The organism is Burkholderia sp. THE68 (assembly GCF_009938265.1).
In the GTDB taxonomy this organism is placed as follows: domain Bacteria; phylum Pseudomonadota; class Gammaproteobacteria; order Burkholderiales; family Burkholderiaceae; genus Caballeronia.
On the sequence record NZ_AP022317.1, the window covers coordinates 908122 to 926787 of the forward strand.

Consider the following 18666-nt stretch of genomic DNA (forward strand, 5'->3'; position numbering starts at 1 on the left):
CGTCTATTGAATTCGCCTCATGAGGTGATTACCGGAGGTTATGGCTGGCGCCGCTCGTATTGGCGGACCTGCAAAGACGCTTCGCGAAAACATGAGCCTTGAAATGAAAGGTTCGCGAACCTATCCTCTTTGAGCAGACAGATTCAGGCCGCAAGCGGTGCGGACGCTGTCGGTCGAAGGAGACGCGCATGCGTCGCTGGCTTCTTCTCATGATCCCGCTGGTCATGAGCGCAATGTCGCTTCACGCGGATGCGGACAACGGACAGGACCGGCGGCGAAACGACGATCACCACGTCCTCAGCGTGTTCGATGCACACGGCAAGCCTGTCGGACGGCTTGCGTCGTACCACGGATACGACGGCGTCTATCTCGACATAAACGGTGCGATCGTATTCGCCGCCGTCACGTGGCTGCGCATCGATCCCAACACGATCGATTCGTCGAAATTTCAGTGGTGGACGTTCGGGCCGTTCAACTACTCGACCACCGATTGCAGTGGTTCGCCGATCATCGCGCCGGGGAGCGGTCCGCGGCCGGCCATCGCGACGAGAAACGGCGCCGACGTCACGCTGCTGATCGCAGGCAATACGGTCTCGACGCCGGCCCAGATCGTCGCGGTCTTCGACGGCACCCGATGCACCCCGCCGCCGGTCATCGGTCACGTGCCGCCTTCCACTGCGCCCGTGCCGGCATTCACGGCGGAGACGAACTATCCGCTGACGGCGCATTACCCTGAGCCGCTGACCATCGGCTATTGATTGACCGCATCGACGGAGAAACGTGATGTGTCGAATCCTCGTTGCCGTGCTCGCCATGTGCGCGAGCCTGAGTCTTGCAGGCGAGCGCGATCATCCGGGGCGCGATCGACCCGAAGGGCCGCGCCTGCCCATGGTGTACGACGCACAGGGAAGGGCCGTGGGGCCGCTCGAATATCTCGGCGGCGTCAACGGCGTGTATATCGCGATAGACGGCAGGCCCATCTTCGTCACGGTCGATCACAAGCTCGTTGCACCGTTGCAGTACTCGGCCTCGGAGTATCAATGGGTCGCGACGCAGCCGGTGGGCTACGCATCCACTGACTGCAGCGGTGGCGTGCTCGTCCCGTACTCGGACAGTCCCACTCCGGCGATCGCGGTCAGGGACGGGGTCGACGTAACGGTTTATGTCGCCGTCGACGGCTATTCGGGCAATGTGCACGTATGGTCGACGAGGCAGACGGATAGTTCGGGCGCGACCTCGTGCACCGCGGCCCAGTATGACGAGGGCGATCTGTATTGGGCGGTCCGGAGCACCTATCCGCTGACGCAGCGCCATCCCGAACCCTTGCGCATCGATTATTGACGCGATGCGAGCGCGTCGACCATGGAGGCCGATATGAAATGCTGGCTGACCGGAGCCTTGCTCGTGCTCTACGCCGTTGCGTCGCTCGCCGGCGATTCGTCGCACGACGAGAGGCATCGACCGGTGAGAGTGTTCGATGCGAACGGCCGTGTGATTGGCGATCTCACGCAGTTCAGCGCCAATAACGGCGTCGCGTTGACGGTCGGCGACGCGACCACGATCGTGCCGCTCACGCGCGTCCAGGATGCGAGCTATCACTTCTCGGCGACCGACTTCGAATGGCTCGCGATATCCGAGGGCGAGTACACGTCGACCGATTGCAGCGGCGATCCGATCATCGAGTCGGCCTGGGGTCCCAGGATCGCGATTCCGTTCAGGCAAGGCAGCGAGGTCACGGTGTACTTCGCCGCCGCGGGTCCGGGGCAATCCCTGTTGGCTCGCTCCAGACTCGGTTCAAACCCGTCCACGTGTACTCAATACACGACCCCGATCACGGAAGTGGGATACCCGGCAGCCGCGAAACTCGTGATCACGCGCGATCATCCGGAGCCGCTCAGAATCGGATATTGAAAGACGCGATGTCCGTGCGGACTTCGCGTCCTCCTTCGCCTTCAGGCGTTGGCGCCGCCATCGACGGTGAGCGACGCGCCGGTGATGTAGCTCGCGTTCGCGCTCGCAAGAAAGACCACGGCTTGCGCGATGTCCTCGCCCTTTCCATAGTCGCCGGTGGCCGTCAGCGATTTCAAGGTCGGCCCGAACGGACCTTCGACCGGATTCATGTCCGTATCGATGGAGCCGGGCTGCACCAGGTTCGCCGTAATGCCTTGCGGACCGAGTTCTCGCGCCAGGCCCTGCGTGAACGCGACGAGCGCGGACTTGGAGGCGGAGTAGACACCGAGCATCGAGGCGGGCACGCGGTCGGCAAAATAGCTGCCGATCGAAATGATGCGTCCACCCCGCGCGAGATGCGGAATCGCCGCTTTTGCGGCCAGAATCGGCCCGCGCACATTGACGTTGAGCGTCGCGTCGATGTCTTCGATGGAAATGTCTTTCACATCGCCCATCCGAAGAATGCCGGCGTTGTTGATCAGAATATCGAGGCCGCCCAGCGCTTCGACCGTCTTCCGCACGGACGCCTGAACCGCCGATGCATCGGCGCTATCGGCCTGAATCGCGACGCCGCGGCGGCCTTCCGCCTCGATCGCCTGCACGACTTGCGCCGCCTGTTCCGACGACTTCTCATACGTGATCGCGACATCCGCGCCGGCGGCAGCCATTGCTTTCGCGATCGCGGCTCCAATACCGCGGCTTGCTCCCGTGACAAGGGCGCGTTTTCCTTCAAGCATCATGATGTTCTCCATTCTCTGTGGGTCGATAACGGTTTGCGCATTCAGGCAAAAAGCTGCTGAGCCTCGGTGTAGGACAAAGGCTGATCGTCGAGCGCTTCGGAGCGGCCGTGTGTGAGAAAGTCCTTCGCCAGAGCCTTCGCTCTGCCGAGCACGACCTGCGAAATGCCGCTGCCCGCACTGAGCCGGCGCACGCCGAATTTTCCGAGGATCGTTGCATCGGCCAGGCCCGGGAGCGCCATTACGTTCAGCGGTAACCGGATTGCACCGGCGATCGCTTCGATATCGGACGGCTGCACGAGCGCTGGCAGAAAGAGACCATCCGCGCCCGCCGATGCATATACATGACCCCGAGCGATCGCCTCCTGCGGCTGCTTCGCCTGCTCGACGAGGCTGGCAAGAAAGACATCGCTGCGGGCGTTGACGAAGAGGTCCAGGCCGGCTTTCGCCACGGCGTTCTTGATCGCCTCGATCTTCGCGGCCAGCAGCGATGGCGCGTCCGGCCCGTCTTCGATATTGATGCCGGCAATGCCCAGATCCGCGAGTTGCAGCACGTGCGCGGCGACGGTTTCGGGATCATCGGAATAGCCGTTTTCGACATCGACCGACAAGGGCACTTGAAGAACGCGGACGATACGCCGAACCGAGCCGACGACTTCATCGAACGGAAGCTTGCGTCCGTCGGGATAACCCAGCGCCCAGGCAAAGCCCGCGCTGGTCGTGGCGATCGCGGATGCGCCCTGCGCTTCGATGAGGCGTGCGCTGCCGGCGTCCCAGGCATTCGGCAAAAGGAGCGGTGTCGATTGGTCGTGCAGTTGACGGAACGTGCTTGCGTTGGACATGGCTGTTTCCTTTTCCTTGAAATCTCGAATGAATGAAACGTGCTGAGTACTCAGGCCGCTACCGCGCTTTTGGTTCCCGCGAACGATGCGATGCGGCGCGTCGCAAGCCCTGACACCAGGATCGCGATCACGACGGGAATGGCGGCCAGATAGCCCAGGTTGTGGCTGCCGGTAAGCGGAATCACGGCGGCGCCGAGCGTGCCGGCGATCGACACGCCCACATAAGTCGCCGACGTGTTGAGGCCGACCAGCACCGAGGTCATCGGCGGATTCAGGCTGGCGAGGCGAAACTGCTGCGGCACCAGGACGCCCCACGCACACGCGCCCCAGATCGTCACCGCGATAGCCGCGCTCCAGAGGTGCGCGCTGGTGATCGGCATGGTGAAGACGACGACCGCGACGATGGCCAGCTTGATCAATACGACCTTGTGCGAACCGATCCGGTCGAGAATGCGTCCGGTCAGCAGGTTCGAGAACGTTCCCGCCAGCCCCCACAGCACCAGCAACGCGCCCAGCACCGTGGGGCTGTGGCCGGTCGCACGGTCGAACACGACAGAGAAGTAGCTGAAGATGATGAAGGTGCCGATCTGAGCCAGCACGGTCGTGGTGAGCGTCAGGCCGACGCGCGCATCGGTCAGCGGCGACAGACGCGCGCGCAGCGAGACGGCCGGCGGCAGCGGCACTTCGGGCATGAATGCGAGGATGCCGACGAATGCCGCCGCTCCGAGCGCGGCGACCAGCACCAGCGTCCAGTGCCAGCCCGCGAGGCCGCCGATGACTGCGCCGATCGGCGAGCCGAGCGCGGTCGCGGTGGTCAGGCCCGCCACGATGATGGACAACGCGTAGCCACGCCGTTCCGGCGGCACCAGCGCCGCGCCGGTGCCGCTGGCGGTCGGTGAGAACATCGCAGCGCCGAGGCCCGCCAGCGCGCGCGTAGCCAATGCGATGCCCAGGTTCGGCGCCACGATGGTGCCAAGATTGGCAATCACGAACAGGCCGATACCGCTCAGAAGCAATCGCTTACGCCCGAGGTTCGCCGCAAGCGCCGCGATGGTCGGACCCAGCAGTGCGTAGCTCAGCGCATAGACGCTGATCAACTGACCCGCTGCACCGATGCTCACGCCAAACGAATGAGCAATTTCAGGCAGGATGCCCGCGAAGACGAAGCTATCGGTCCCCAGCGCGAACATGCCGAGTGCCAGTGTTAATAGACGACGATCCATTTCGACTTCTCCCGAAGGATAGAGATGCAAATTGCGTTGCGTGACGAAACTATAGGGAAGCCAGCCGCATCGCACTACCGAGCGGAAGTGGGAAGCTGTTCCCCGTAAATCGGCGAAGTGCAGGGGCCCTAGTTCTTCTGCGCCACCTGCTGCTGCGGCGCATCCCAGCCGCCTCCCAGCGCGCGGAAGGTCCGCACGGCGGCGCGTGCGGCGTCCGCTTTCGTCGCATGGAGATCGTCGCGCGCGACGAGCAGTTGCCGGTCGGCGTCGAGCACGTCGGTGAGCGTGATCGAACCCGCGCGATACGCTTTCTCCGAAAGGTCGCGCGCCCGCGTCAATGCATCGACTTCCTGCTGAACTTCCTGCGCGCGAATCTCGGTCTGCGAGAGCGCCATGAACGCGTCTTCGACGTCTTCGGTCGCCTTGAGCGCCGCTTCGCGATACTGCGCGAGCGCCTCCGCATACGCGCCGCGCGCGTTCTTCACCTCGGCGTCCACCTTGCCGAAGTCGAACAGGCGCCATCGCAGCGCGCCCGTGCCGACCGCCTGGAACGCCTTCGCGCTCAGGAAGTGACTGGCCGAGAGGCTGTCGAAACCCAGCGCGCCGGCAAGCGAAATTTTCGGGTAGTACTCGGCGAGCGCCACGCCGATACCTTCACTGGACGCCGCCAGATGCCGCTCCGCCGCGATGATGTCGGGCCGCCGCCTCAATACATCGACGGGCGTATCGCCGCTGCTGATCGCCGGCACGTCCGGAATCGCACCGGCATGCGTGCCGAGTTCCGCCGCATAGGTGCCGGGCTGCGCGCCCAACAGCACATCGAGCCGATTCGATTGCGCTTCGAGCGACACCCGCAAGCTCGGCACGGCGGCACGCGCCTGACGCAACGACGCTTCGGCCTGGGCCACTTCGCGTTCGTCGGATGCGCCGGCCCGCTTGCGCGCTTTCACGAGTTCCAGCAGTCGCGCGTCCGTGTCCACCTGATCCTGCGTGACGGCCAGTTGCGCCTGCAGACCGCGGATTTGCAGATAGGCGTCGGCGGCGTCGGCGGCGACGGTGACGCGGGTGCCGAGTTGCGCCGCCTCGGCGGCCTGTTCTTCGTCGCTGGCGGCCGTATGTGCGCGTCTGAGCCCGCCGGCCAGATCGATCTCCCAGCTTGCGGTCGCGCCCGCAACGTATTGCTTCTGATCGCGGCTGTAGTTCGGGAACGCGCTCGCGAGCGCGCCGAGCGGACTCTGCACGCTCTGGTGTTCGGCGGAATACGACGCGTTGGCATCGACCGTCGGAAGCAACTGCGCGCCTGCCGCCTGGGCTGCCGCACGCGACTGGGCAACGCGCGCGATCGCTGCCTGAATGCTCAGGTTCTGAGCCAGCGCGCGTTGCACCACGGTGACCAGTTCCGGATCGTCGAACCCGGTCCACCAGTTGTCGAGGCTGGGCGCGGGCAGTGTGGTTTGCCGCTCGGCCACCTGCTGCGCGTTATGAAACGGCGCCATCTGCGTTTCAGGCGCGACGTAGTTCGGGCCAACCGCGCACGCCGCGAGGAAAGCGCTGACGAACAGAGCGCCCGCAACCGCTTTCGACGTTCTGAACAAGAGCTTGATCATTTCGCTTCTCCACTGCTGAGTTTGCGCGGCAAGGCGCGGAGGTCCCGGACACCGAGCTTGCGAACGAAGGCATAGAACGCCGGCGTGAAAGCAAGGCCGAAGAGCGTCACGCCGAGCATGCCGAAGAACACTGTCGTTCCGAGCGACTGCCGCATCTCCGAGCCGGCGCCGGCGGCGATGGCGAGTGGCGCCACGCCTGCGATGAAGGCGAACGACGTCATCAGGATCGGGCGCAGCCGCACGTGGGCCGCGTGCGTGGCGGCTTCCTCCGCGTCGACGCCGTCTTCGTCCTGACGCTGCTTGGCGAACTCCACGATCAGAATCGCGTTCTTGGCGGCCAGCCCCACGAGCACCACGAAGCCGATCTGCGCAAGGATGTCGATCGGCATGCCGCGCACGTTCAGGCCGATCGCCGCCGCGAGCAGACACATCGGCACGATCAGCACGATCGCGAGCGGCGTCTTCCAGCTTTCATATTGCGCAGCCAGCACGAGGAACACGAACAGCGCCGATGCGGCAAAGATCACGAGCGGCGACATGGTCTGCTCTTTTTGCTGGTGAGCCAGATCGGTCCATTCGTAGGCGATGCCGTTCGGAAGCACTTGCTGGGCGAGTTCTTCCATGCGTTCGATCGCATCGCCGGAAGAAAGACCGGGGCCTGCCGCGCCCATGATTTCCGCCGCGGGATACATGTTGTAGCGCGGCACGCGGTACGGCTGCGTGTCGTTGCGGAACGTCGCCACGCTGCTGATCGGCACCATGTCGCCCGACGTATTGCGCACCTTGAGCCTGCCGATATCCTGCGGTGTCCGGCGGAATGCTTCATCTGCCTGAACCCGCACTTGATAGGTGCGTCCCATGAAGTTGAAGTCGTTGACGTATTGCGAGCCGAGGTAAAGCTCCATCGTCGAAAACACGTCTGTCGGCGTGAGGCCGATCTTTTCCGCCTTCAGACGATCGACGTCCGCATAGACCGACGGGGCGCCCGCGTTGTACAGCGTGAAGACGCCGCCGAAGGTCTTATCCTTGTTGGCTGCCGCCACGAGTGCGTGAGCCGCGTCGGCGAGCGCCTGCGGACCGAGCCCGCCGCGATCTTCGAGCATCAGCTTGAAGCCGCCCGCCGCACCGAGCCCTTGCACGGGCGGCGGATTCACCACCACGACGACCGCGTCCTTGATCCCGGCCACGCGCTTGCGCAGTTCGACCAGCATCGAGGCCGCATTGACGCCGGGCACGTGCTTGCCGTACAGCGAAGGCAGGCCGTAGAACAGCGTCCCCACGTTGGGCGCGATGGTGCCTGTCGTGACGTCGAAGCCGGATACGGGGGACGTGTGCGTGACGCCTTTGAGCTTGGGGGTGTCGAGCACGATGTCGTTGATCTCGCGAATCACCTTGTCGGTGCGCTCGAGACTGGAGCCGGGCGGAAGGAACGCGATCACCGCCTGATAGCCGATGTCCTGTTCCGGAATGAATCCCGTGGGCATTCTCGACATCTGCAGCCCGGTTGCCGCGATCAGGCCGGCATAGACGAGCAGCATCACGGTCGTCGCGCGCACGGCGCGGCCAGTCATCTTTCCGTACTTCGACGACAGCCATTCGAACGACGCGTTGAAGCGGCCGAAGATCGCATGATGCAGGCGGCCCAGCGCAGTGGTTCCGCCGTGCGTCTTCTCCATGTCGTGCGGCTTGAGCAGCACCGCGCAGAGCGCGGGACTGAGCGTGAGGGACACGAAGCACGAGATGACGGTGGATGCGGCGATCGTGATCGCGAACTGCTTGAAGAACAGGCCGGAGATGCCGGACATCAGCGCGGTCGGCCCGAACACCGCACACAGCGTGAGCGCGATGGCGATGATGGCGGTCGAGACTTCGTTCATCGTCCGATGCGCGGCCTCGCGTGGCGTCATGCCGAACGCCATGTTGCGCTCCACGTTCTCGACCACCACGATGGCGTCGTCGACGACGATCCCGACCGCCAGCACCAGTCCGAACAGCGACAGGTTATTGATCGAAGCGCCGAATATCGACAGGACGGCGAAGGTTCCGACCAGCGACACCGGGATCGCTACCACCGGAATGATCGTCGCGCGCCAGTTCTGCAGGAACAGATAGACCACGCCGACCACCAGCAGGATCGCGATGAGGATGGTCTTGGCGACTTCATGGATCGACTGCGAAACGAACGTGGTCGGGTCGTAGATCTTGATGTAGTCGACGCCGGGAGGAAAGCTCTTCTTCAGTTCGGCCATCCTGGCCCAGACGTCGTGTTCGACCTGCACGACGTTGGCATCCGGCGTCGCGATCACGAACCACGGCGTGGCCGCGTAGCGGTCGGCATACGCCTTCGAGCCGTAATCCACCGAGCCGAGTTCGACGCGGCCGATATCGCGAATCCGCGTGACGTGTCCCTGCGTGTCCGACTTCACGACCACGTCGCCGAACTGCTCGGGCGTGCTCAGGCGGCCGAGCGCCTCGACGTTGATCTGATACGCGCCCGTGCCGTGGTTCGACACCGGCGGCTGATTCAGCACGCCCGCGGATACGGCGGCGTTCTGCGCGCGAAGCGCAGCGAGTATTTCACCTGCGCTGATCTTGTACGAAGCCGCTTTATCCGGATCGATCCAGATGCGCATCGCGTACTGCCGCTCGCCGAACAACTGGAAGTCCGACACGCCCGGCAAACGTGCGATCTGATCGCGAACCTTGAGCATATAGTTCGACAGATACTCGGGACTGCGAGAACCATCGGGGGAATAGACGTGAACGCCGAGCAGCAGCGCCTGAATCGTCTTCTTGACCTGCACGCCTTGCAGTTGCACATCGGCGGGCAGGCGCGAGAGCGTGTCTTCCACGCGGCTGCGCGTCAGTAACAGCGCAGTGTCCGGATTCGTGCCGACCTTGAAGATCACCGTGATCGTCAATTGACCATTGCCGGTCGACTGGCTCGAGATGTAATCCATGTTCTCGACGCCGTTGATGGACTGCTCGAGCGGCGTGGCGACCGTGCGCGCAATCGTATCGGCGGATGCGCCGGGATACGATGTCGTGATCTGAATGGTGGTCGGAACGATGTTCGGATACTGCGCCACCGGCAGCTTAATCATCGTCGCGAGGCCGATGAGCACGACGAATATGTTGAGCACCGCGGCAAAGCGCGGATGCTCGATGAAGAAGTGCGTCAGCTTCATGATCTTGCTCCTTCGGCCACTTGCTCTGTCGAGAACTGGATGCTTCCCGCGCGCGGCGAGATCTTCGCGCCCGGCCGAACCGACGGAATCCCGTCGATCACGACACGGTCGTTCGGCGCAAGCCCGGACCGGATCACGCGCAGGCCGCCGCGCAGATCGCCGATCTGTACCTTCCTCGGCGTGACCACGTCGTCCGCGCCGACCACGTACACCATGTGATCGGTTTGATCGTCGAGCACCGCGGCATCGGGCACGAGCAGCGCCGGCTGCGGCGCGGTCGTCGCCAGCCGCACGCGTGCGAAGCCGCCGGGTGTCAGCGACAGATCGCGATTGGGGATCGTGGCGCGCGCGTGGATGGTGCCGCTCGACCGGTCGAGCGCGTTGTCGATGAAATCGAACTTGCCGGTGCGCGTGAATCCGCTGTCGCCGGTGGGCGAGATACTCACGATGTCGGCCAGCGGTCCTTGCAGGCTTGCGCGCGAACGCTGGAACGCGGCGTAGTCGTTTTCGCTGATATCGAAGTCCAGATAGATCGGATCGAGCGAAACGATGGTGGCGAGCAGTGTCGTCGGCGCGCTGCCGGCGCGGCTGCCGGACACCAGATTGCCGATCGAGACGAGATGCGAGCCGATGCGACCGGTGAAGGGCGCCACGATTCTGCAGCGATCCAGGTCGAAGCGCGCGTCGCGCACCAGCGCGTTCGCGCGGTCGACGGCCGCCTGCGCCGCGCGCTGCTCGGCCACGCGCTGATCGACGTTTTGGGCGCTTCCCGCTTCGGCACGCTGCAGCTCCTGCGCGCGGGCCAGTTCGCGTGTGGCGAGCGTCAGCCGCGCGCTGGCAGAGCCGAGTTCGGCCGTCGCTTCGCTCAGCTTGATCTGATACGGTTCCTGATCGATTTCGAAGAGCAGATCGCCCTGATGGACGATGTCGCCGTCCCTGAAGTGGATCTGCGTGAGCGTGCCGCCCACCTGCGCACGCAGTTCGACACGATTCACCGCTGAAAACTGGCCCAGAGACCCGAGCCGGTCTTCTATGTCGCGCTGCAACGGCGCGCTCGTCATCACCGATGGTGGCGGTGTGACGATCGGCGCGGCATCGGACCCATGCAGGTGAAACGCCGCCCCAACCGCCGCGGCGATCACCAGGCCAGCGACGCCTTTGCCGATCCATCGAACCGAAGGGGACCTGGCCGGGATTTCCGGAGCGTCGACTGCCGTCCCGGCTTGATCGATTTGGTTTTCCATGGGCATCCTAAGTAAGTTGATTTGCTGGACGAGATCGAGGTCGAGACCGATTCCTGCGCCGATCCACGAAGACTGCCAGCTAAGTTTCGTGACGCAACTATAGGCAAGCCGGTTGCGGCTCGGTACTGGCCGAAACCGGGAAGCTGTTCCCCGCAAAATGGTTAAGTTGCGTGATGAAACTTCGATTACTATCTGTCCATCATGTACAGAAAACGCTTCGACGAAATGGATTGCTCGATCGCTCGCGCCCTCGACGAAGTAGGCGAGTGGTGGACGCTGCTGATCGTGCGCGAATGCACGCAGGGCAGCAGGCGCTTCGACGAGTTCCAGAATGGGCTTGGCATCGCCAGGAATGTTCTGACGGCACGGCTCGAGCGGATGATCGAGCTGGGCATTCTCGAACGCTTCCCGATTGCGGAGCGCGCGAATACCTTCGGCTACCGGCTAACCTCGAAAGGGGCGGATTTGTATCCGGTGCTGGTCGCGCTCATGCAGTGGGGAGACAGATGGCTGAGATCGAACGGCAAGCCGCCTATCGCACTGGTCGAACATGCGAGCGGGAATCCCGTCGAGACGGTTGAGGTTCGCGGAGCGGGCGGACATGCGCTGGGCTATCGGGACGTTCGCTTCGCGGCCGGCCCCGGCGCGACGAGGAAGACGCGGGATGTCATCGAGAACCGTAATGATCGCGTGCTCGGTGACCCGGAGGCTTAGCGCTGCTTTTGCTTGCCGAAGCGCGACAAGGACTCCCTGAGCTTCGGTGCTGCGAAGTCGATGAAATGCCGGAGTTTGATCGGCATCAGGTTGCGCGACACATGAACCATATGCACGGGCACCGGTTCGATCTCGAACTGCGGCAGAAGTATTTCGATCTGTCCGCTGCGCAGTGCTTCGTCGGCGTCGTGCTCGAACACGTAGGTGATGCCCGCATCGTCGGCTGCGGCGCTGACCGCGGCGTCGGGCGACGTGACTTCGAGCCGGGGCTTTACGGCCAGCAGATAGATCTTTTGCGTCGACGGAAGCCGGAAGCGCCAGGGCGACAGGTACGGGCTATTGAAGACCACGCACGGGTATTTCACGAGGTCATCGGGTTCGCGCGGGGGCGTGATTCTGGCGAGGAAGGCCGGACTTGCGCACACGATCGGGCGCAATGAGCCGATGCGCGTGGCGATCATATTGCTGTCGGGCAACTCGCCGATGCGTACGGCGAGATCGGCGTGCGAATCGATCAGGTCGATGTTCCGGTCGGAGAGAAGGAGCCGTACCGTGATGTCCGGATACTGCGCGAGGAACTGGTTGATGACCGGTAACACATGCAGGCGGCCAAGCTGCACGGGCGCGGTGACGACCAGCTCGCCACGCGCGGTGGCGAATTCACCGGTGGCTTCGTGCTCCTGTTCACGGACGAGGTCGAGAATGCGCCGCGCCGCGGCGACGTATGACATGCCTGCGTCGGTCAACGTGAGCTTGCGCGTGGTGCGTATGAGCAGCCGAGTGCCGAGCATCTCTTCGAGATCGGCAACCTTGCGGGTCAGCGTGCTGACAGGAATTTTCAGCTCACGAGCCGCCGCCGACAAGCTGCCTCCGTCCACCGCGGTCACCAGCATTTCCATGGCTTCTAGTCGGTCCACTGCGTTTGCTCACGACGAATTGAGTCGCCGTATTGTAGGGGAAGTGGCCTGCGAAGGCTCGAATCCATCTGTCTCTGGAGATCCGAAATGTATGCACAAGCTATCGCGCAATGCGTGGAAGCAGTCAGAACGATCGAGACGTATCTCGACAAGGCGGAGCGCTTCGCGAGTGCGAAGAAGTTCGATGTCGCCGTCCTGCTGTCGACGCGGCTCGCGCCTGACATGGCCGCGTTGCTCTATCAGATACAAAGCGCTTGCGACTATCTGAAGGGCGGAGCCGCGTGGCTGTCGGGACAGCAGCCTCCGCGACATGTAGACAATGAGCAGACGCTCGAGGAAGCGCGTGCGCGCATCCGCAAGACGATTGAGTTCGTCGAGAGCATCGCGGTCGAGCAATACGCCGACGCGGCCGCACAGATCGTAAAAGTGTCGTGGGTGCCGGGAAAATTAACGGGGGAGAACTATCTGCTGCAAATCGTGATTCCGAATGTCTACTTTCATGTTGCTATGGCTTATGCGATCTTGCGTGCAAATGGAGTTGACGTCGGGAAGCAGGACTTTATCGGTCTGGTCAATGCCTTCGACGCTTGAATGGCGATGGAGGCCGCTTCGGTACGTAGTTAGTGCAAGAAGTGACTTTGTGGAAACGTATATCTAATGTATTTTGGCGACAGCAACTTAAGGCAACCAGCGCTGCCCGTCATGCCAGTTTGCGTAGAATGCCTACACTGGTCCTGACTTTCACCTCCGCGCACCAAGGACATCTCATGCTGCAGCCATTCGCGTCTTCAGATTCCTTCACGATCGGAGTCGAGCTCGAGATTCAAGTAGTTAATACGCATGACTACAATCTGACCAAGGCCACAACGGAGCTGCTGAGTCGAGTCAAGGAGAAAAGCTTCGCGGGAGCGATCAATCCAGAGACGACTGAAGGAATGATCGAAGTGTCCACCGGCGTGTGCAAGGACTTCAGTCAGGCGAGAAGCGAGTTGCTGGTTCTTCGCGACACGCTGGTGCACGCCGCCGACTTTTTGAATGTCGGGGTATGCGGAGGAGGGACCAACTTTTTCCAGAACTGGTTCGACCAACGGTCGGACGGACGCGAACGCTCTGAGTACCTCATGGGGCTGTACGGGGCTCTTTATCAGCAATTCACGATCTTTGGCCAACACGTGCATGTTGGCTGTCCCGATGCCGACTCGGCGCTCGTTCTACTGCATTCGCTTTCGCGTTATGTTCCACACTTCATCGCTTTGGCGGCCTCGTCTCCTTTCGTACAAGGAAGCGACACGCAGTTTCAGTGTGCCAGGCTCAATTCGGTTGCACCGTTCCCTCTGGCCGGATATGCACCCTTCGTAACGAGATGGTCCGACTTCGAGCAATACTTCGATCGCATGACCAACACGGGGCTCGTCAAGAGCCTCAAAGACTTTTACTGGGATATTCGCCCAAGTCCGGGATATGGCACGATCGAAGTTCGTGTCATGGATACGCCACTGCGCGTCGAATGGGCTGCCGCAATCGCGGCCTATATACAGACCCTCTCGCGCTATCTCCTGGTTGACAGGCCTGTGCGCCTCAGCGAGCGAGATTACGAGGTCTATCGAACCAACCGTTTCATGGCGTGCCGCTTTGGTCTGGACGGAACGTGCTTGAATCCGGAGACTGGCCACCGTAACTCGATTCGGAGCGAGATTGTCGACACGCTGGACGCGATCGCGAGTCATGCGCAAGCTCTGGGAGCAGAGGAAGGCCTCGACATCATCAGGCGCAATATGGCCTCCGGTCTGAGCGATGCTGACTGGCTACGCCGCGTTTATGGCGCGCATGACTCGTTGCATGAAGTAGTCCGGCAGCAATGTCAGATTTGGAGAGGGGCGGAGACGCTTCGCTAACTCGTCTATGCACTCATCATGAACGCGATCCAACTGTTCCAGCGAACCCTATACAGCCAACGTTTGATTCCTTCTGTGATAGCACTATTTGGCGTTGTCATAAGCGGCTTTTTACAGAGGTTCCTTAAAGCCTCCAAATCGAATTCGTTGTATCGCATCACCGCTTTGCAACTGGCGTGATCAGGTGTGTCGCGCGCTGGTACTTCCGCGAATTCATTTCAATCTCGACAAGTTGACAAAGCACCAACTGCCGACGTGGATAGGAGATTTGATCGAGTTTCCGCCGTGCATCACCGCCGCGCTCGAAGCGCAAGAGGCAATGTACGCCGGCAAGTCGCCTCTTCCTCGCTGCGCAATCCGGCCAAAATCGCGTTTGAGGTCATCGTCCGGCGCGTATGCCAGAAGGGAGAAGTGCCGATTCGACAACACACAGGTAGCCATCGGAGCCGCACGCGCATTCCTCACCAAGGTGACGGGAGGCAAAGCCTGAGCGGGCGGGCTCCCTATCTCCCTACATCGCCGAAGAGAGCAGTGACCTGCCTATTTCGGCTCGACGTGTTTGACGAGGCTCTGGCGTGCAGCCTCAATCTTCATTGCGCACGTCTTGAACTCTTGCGCAACTTCGGCCGCCCACGGGGTAGAAAGTCTACGAACCTGGACTAAAACCCTAGCCAGATCTCGGCCGCGAGTCGCGGCGTCGCATAATTGAACTCTTTGATCAGCGAATCGATCTTGTTGCCTTCGCCAGATGGACAATTCGGCGAGAGCACTACAAAGATCGTCCCATTCATCAAGTCGTATGAAGTCTTGGAAACGGCAGACATTCGTGTCGCGCAACAGGGCTTCGAAGACTTCTTCGCTCAGGACGATCAGTTGATTGCAAATACCGATTGCTTCCTTCAGATCAACAGACTTTCTCGTGCTATGGATAGGAAACTGCAGGAGAAAGAAGAGCGCCAATGTGGAAACGGCGAGAGTTCCATCGTAGCCCCACCAGAGCACAGTCCAGTCAGCTATGAGGAACGAAGGCATCTGTGGAACTCCCGGTCCTGATCGTGGATGGAAATGTTATGTGCATCACGAAGGCTTCGCAAGGTAACGGCCCGAATATTTTGCTCGTGTCACTCTCTATGTCGCAAACTTTCGGCCCCGCGTGTGTCTCGATCATGTCACGATGGCAAAGACAGATTCCCCGCAAGGCACTTGCGCTGCATTGCGGTCAGCGCCTTGATCATCTTCGCCGCTCACCTTCTTCCCTCCCTGATCCGCTCGCACGGTTGGCGCATTGGCACGAATGGATACATTCTCATACTCCTCGAGTACACGTTATAACCAATGTAGTGCGCTTCGATGCTGCAGGCGCGCGCTATATTCTGCAGTTTCCGGTCGCCTCTTTTGTTATACAAGTTGCCCACTTCCGGACTACTATCCGCCTATGCCTGGACAAACGATTCTTGGACGGTAACTGGAGGCCCGACTGGCTAGCAACCGGCTGTCAGGGCAAAGGAGGCAACATGCAACGCCTGGCGTCGTGTTCGTGGATTCGCACCCCAAAACAATGTTGCTTCCTGAAGCGACCGTTCGTGCTTAGTCTGGCGTCCACCTACGCGATCGCGGGATACGGCGCACCGCCGCTCCCGAGCGGGGGGCACTTCGTCGCGGGCAGCGGCGCTATAACGACCGGCAGCCAGTCGGTCACGATCAACCAGACGTCGTCGCGCGGCGTCATCGACTGGCGCAGCTTTTCGATCGGGTCGTCTCGCACCGTGACCTTCGACAACGGTAGCGGCGCGACGCTCAATCGGGTTACGGGCGGCGATCCTTCCACGATCCTGGGGCAGATGCACGCGAGCGGCAGTGTCTATCTCATCAATCCGCAGGGCGTGCTTGTGGCCCCCAATGGCGTGATCGCGACGGGCGGGCGCTTCGTTGCATCGACCCTGAATATCGATCCGAACGCCTTCATGCAGGGCGGGCCGCTAACGTTTTCGGGCGGAGGCAACGGCGTGGTGATCAATCTCGGCAAGATCGGTTCGAGCGGCGGCGACGTGTTCCTCGTGTCGCGCAAGGCGGTGATTAATGCCGGAAGCATCGATGCGCCGAAGGGAACGGTTGAACTCGCGGCAGGCAATCAGGTGCTGTTGCAGGACGCGTCCGGCGGCCAACAGATATTCGTGCAAGCGGGAAGCGGTGGCACGGTGATAAACGCGGGCACGATCGAAGCGGCGCAAGCCAGCTTGCAAGCCGCCGATGGCAACGTGTATGCGCTCGCGGGCAACAGCGCTGCGATACGCGCGACCGGCACTTCGACTCGCGATGGCCACGCCTGGCTCGTCGCCGACAAGGGCGAAGTTCATGCGGACGGCACGATCATCGCGACGAATGCGGACGGTAGCGGCGGCGCCGTCGACACGCGCGCAACGACACTCGACATCGGGAGCGCGACGGTGCTTGCGGGCCATTGGACATTGAGCGCACCGATCTTCACGATCGATGCGAACGCCGCCAATGCAATCTCGCGCAGCCTGGGCAAGGGCACATCGGTGGACGTTACGGTCACAGGCGCGAACAGCGATATCACGGTGAGCGGCAACGTCGAGTGGCAAGGCGCCGCATCGCTGGCGCTGAATTCCGCGCATAGCGTGTCGATCGCCGCTGGCTCGGCCATTCGCAACACCGGCGGCGGCAACCTCACCGTTCGCGCCGATGCAACCGGCATCGACAATGGCGGCGGCATCGGCAATCAAGGCACGATCGACTGGTCGAGGAGCAGCGGCATCGTAAGTCTGCTCTACGACATGAATGGCGGCTATTCGGCCGGAACGCTGCTCGCCAATCGATGCTGGCCGGGCTTGCCCTTCAGCGGTTACGTCACGCAGATCACCGCGTACATGCTCGTGAACAACGTCACGGATCTGGGGAACGTGTCGCGGGATCTGAAGGGCAATTACGCTCTCGGCAAGGATATCGACCTGAAGACGTCGCAGAGCACCTCCTTCACTCCGATCGCACCGACCGACACGGCGCCCTTCGCCGGGCAGTTCGATGGCTTCGGCCATGTCGTCAGTAACCTGAATATCCAGGTCCCCGCTCAAGCGTACGTTCCGTATGCCGGGCTTTTCGGTGTCGTTGGAACGAGCGGCGTCGTACGGTACATCGGGGTGGCGAACGCCGAGGTGGAGGGCGGTATCGGCGGCAGTTTCGGCGCGCTCGCCGGCCGCAACGATGGCGTCATAGCCTATGCATGGTCGACCGGTGGAGTCGGGTCGGGCGCTTCGTTCGGCGGGGTCGGGGGCGGAGGTCTTGTCGGGTGGAACAAGGGCACGATAGAACGGTCGTGGAGCGGCGCAGCGGTCGGCGGCAATGGTTCCTATGGCGGCCTCGTCAACCAGAACGACGGCTGGATCGTGCAGTCTTTCGCGACCGGCTCGATCAACGTTGGCGGCTCGCATGCGAGCGGCGGGGGACTGGTCGCCAGGAACACCGGGGTGATTCAACAATCGTATGGCACGGGTCCTGTCGGCTCCTTGATCGGAGACGGCGCACTCGTCGAATACAACGCGAGCACGGGCATCATCGAAGAGTCGTTTGCCGTGGGGCGGTCGAGTGATCGACCGACGCCCGATACCAACGGCGCCATCGCCACGCTGAACTCGGGGACGATCCGCAACGACGTGTACTGGAACAAGGAAACGACAAATCAGCTGAACGCGGTGCATCTCGCCGAGGGCGGCACGGCACCGCCCGCGACAAACGGACTGACCACTGCGCAGATGAGCAATCCGGCGAGCTTCGTGTCGTGGAACTTCGGGCCTTCAGGCGTTTGGGCCATGCCTGCGGGTGCGACGTATCCCGTGTTGCGGTGGCAACTGACGGCGCATTGAGAACCCTATGCGGCCCTTAACGTGGCCTCATCTAGTGACCGCACTTATTCAGGATGCGACCTTCGACCGGACAAGTGCCGAGCGGCGGTAGAGGGGCGATTACAGGCAATCGCGTACGCCAATCCGAGGTGAATGCGGTAGATGGCTGGGCGGCGACGGTTTAAGGCTTTCGTGAGGCATGGTGCGCTGACAAGGTACGCCAATCGGACGCGTAGCGCGTTGAACGCGCGCGACACGTTCAAGGCGGCATAGCCGACATGGCCCGCCATCATTTGACGCCGGCTCAACGAGCGTGCTTCAGCTTTTCTTCAGGTTTCGTCGATGGTCTTCGTGTTCAGCTCGGCGCATCCTGATTCTGCCAGGCGCGAAGTCAAAGGCCACCTCAGGCGTCCTCTACGCGCCGACGTCCACGGCTGGTCTCTCGACAGGCGTGCCGAATCCGGAACCGGAGTAAGTCGAAATGAA

At 62.2% G+C, this 18666-nt stretch carries 15 protein-coding genes; 7 read left to right on the top strand and 8 right to left on the bottom strand.

Features of this window, described 5'->3' with window-relative positions:
* Positions 1 to 188 precede the first annotated feature (188 nt).
* From BTHE68_RS25485 to BTHE68_RS25495, 3 genes are read left to right on the top strand one after another with little or no spacing between them, the layout of a single operon-like run.
* Entirely contained in the window at positions 189 to 758 is a 570-nt protein-coding gene (locus BTHE68_RS25485; protein ID WP_162069042.1) for a hypothetical protein, read from the top strand.
* Positions 759 to 783: 25 nt separating this feature from the next.
* Positions 784 to 1341: a hypothetical protein gene (locus BTHE68_RS25490; RefSeq protein ID WP_162069043.1), complete on the top strand. Its 558-nt coding sequence runs from the start codon at positions 784 to 786 to the stop codon at positions 1339 to 1341.
* A gap of 33 nt (positions 1342 to 1374) precedes the next feature.
* On the top strand, positions 1375 to 1911 hold the full coding sequence (locus BTHE68_RS25495) for a hypothetical protein (RefSeq protein ID WP_162069044.1): 537 nt from the start codon (positions 1375 to 1377) through the stop codon (positions 1909 to 1911).
* A 41-nt stretch (positions 1912 to 1952) separates the two neighbouring features.
* Here BTHE68_RS25495 and BTHE68_RS25500 read toward each other — a convergent pair whose 3' ends face one another.
* From BTHE68_RS25500 to BTHE68_RS25525, 6 genes are all read right to left on the bottom strand, one after another.
* Complete coding sequence (locus BTHE68_RS25500) at positions 1953 to 2693, bottom strand: SDR family oxidoreductase (protein WP_162069193.1); 741 nt, start codon at positions 2691 to 2693, stop codon at positions 1953 to 1955.
* 38 nt (positions 2694 to 2731) lie between these two features.
* Entirely contained in the window at positions 2732 to 3529 is a 798-nt protein-coding gene (locus BTHE68_RS25505) for an isocitrate lyase/PEP mutase family protein (RefSeq protein WP_162069045.1), read from the bottom strand.
* 50 nt (positions 3530 to 3579) lie between these two features.
* On the bottom strand, positions 3580 to 4752 hold the full coding sequence (locus BTHE68_RS25510; protein ID WP_162069046.1) for an MFS transporter: 1173 nt from the start codon (positions 4750 to 4752) through the stop codon (positions 3580 to 3582).
* Positions 4753 to 4880: 128 nt separating this feature from the next.
* The gene (locus BTHE68_RS25515) at positions 4881 to 6359 is read right to left on the bottom strand and encodes an efflux transporter outer membrane subunit (RefSeq protein ID WP_162069047.1); all 1479 of its coding nucleotides are present in this window, start codon (positions 6357 to 6359) and stop codon (positions 4881 to 4883) included.
* A complete protein-coding gene (locus tag BTHE68_RS25520; RefSeq protein ID WP_162069048.1) occupies positions 6356 to 9547 on the bottom strand; it encodes an efflux RND transporter permease subunit in 3192 nt (1063 codons plus the stop codon). Before BTHE68_RS25520 ends, BTHE68_RS25515 begins: the two co-directional genes overlap by 4 nt.
* A complete protein-coding gene (locus BTHE68_RS25525) occupies positions 9544 to 10791 on the bottom strand; it encodes an efflux RND transporter periplasmic adaptor subunit (RefSeq protein WP_162069049.1) in 1248 nt (415 codons plus the stop codon). Before BTHE68_RS25525 ends, BTHE68_RS25520 begins: the two co-directional genes overlap by 4 nt.
* 201 nt (positions 10792 to 10992) lie before the next feature.
* Here BTHE68_RS25525 and BTHE68_RS25530 point away from each other — a divergent pair, with 201 nt between their 5' ends.
* A complete protein-coding gene (locus tag BTHE68_RS25530) occupies positions 10993 to 11505 on the top strand; it encodes a winged helix-turn-helix transcriptional regulator (protein ID WP_162069050.1) in 513 nt (170 codons plus the stop codon).
* Here the strand turns inward: BTHE68_RS25530 and BTHE68_RS25535 are convergent.
* A complete protein-coding gene (locus BTHE68_RS25535) occupies positions 11502 to 12404 on the bottom strand; it encodes a LysR family transcriptional regulator (protein ID WP_353622660.1) in 903 nt (300 codons plus the stop codon). The genes BTHE68_RS25530 and BTHE68_RS25535 overlap by 4 nt on opposite strands.
* A 105-nt stretch (positions 12405 to 12509) precedes the next feature.
* On the opposite strand from BTHE68_RS25535, the gene BTHE68_RS25540 reads away from it, so the two are divergent.
* On the top strand, positions 12510 to 13013 hold the full coding sequence (locus BTHE68_RS25540) for a DUF1993 domain-containing protein (protein ID WP_162069052.1): 504 nt from the start codon (positions 12510 to 12512) through the stop codon (positions 13011 to 13013).
* 176 nt (positions 13014 to 13189) lie between these two features.
* Positions 13190 to 14317, top strand: a complete 1128-nt coding sequence (locus tag BTHE68_RS25545; RefSeq protein ID WP_162069053.1) for a YbdK family carboxylate-amine ligase — start codon at positions 13190 to 13192, stop codon at positions 14315 to 14317.
* 540 nt (positions 14318 to 14857) lie between these two features.
* On the opposite strand, the gene BTHE68_RS25550 is transcribed toward BTHE68_RS25545, so the two are convergent.
* The gene (locus BTHE68_RS25550; RefSeq protein ID WP_162069054.1) at positions 14858 to 15349 is read right to left on the bottom strand and encodes a hypothetical protein; all 492 of its coding nucleotides are present in this window, start codon (positions 15347 to 15349) and stop codon (positions 14858 to 14860) included.
* A gap of 38 nt (positions 15350 to 15387) precedes the next feature.
* Between BTHE68_RS25550 and BTHE68_RS25555 the strand changes: the two genes are divergently transcribed.
* Complete coding sequence (locus tag BTHE68_RS25555) at positions 15388 to 18201, top strand: two-partner secretion domain-containing protein (protein ID WP_232078060.1); 2814 nt, start codon at positions 15388 to 15390, stop codon at positions 18199 to 18201.
* Positions 18202 to 18666: the final 465 nt, after the last annotated feature.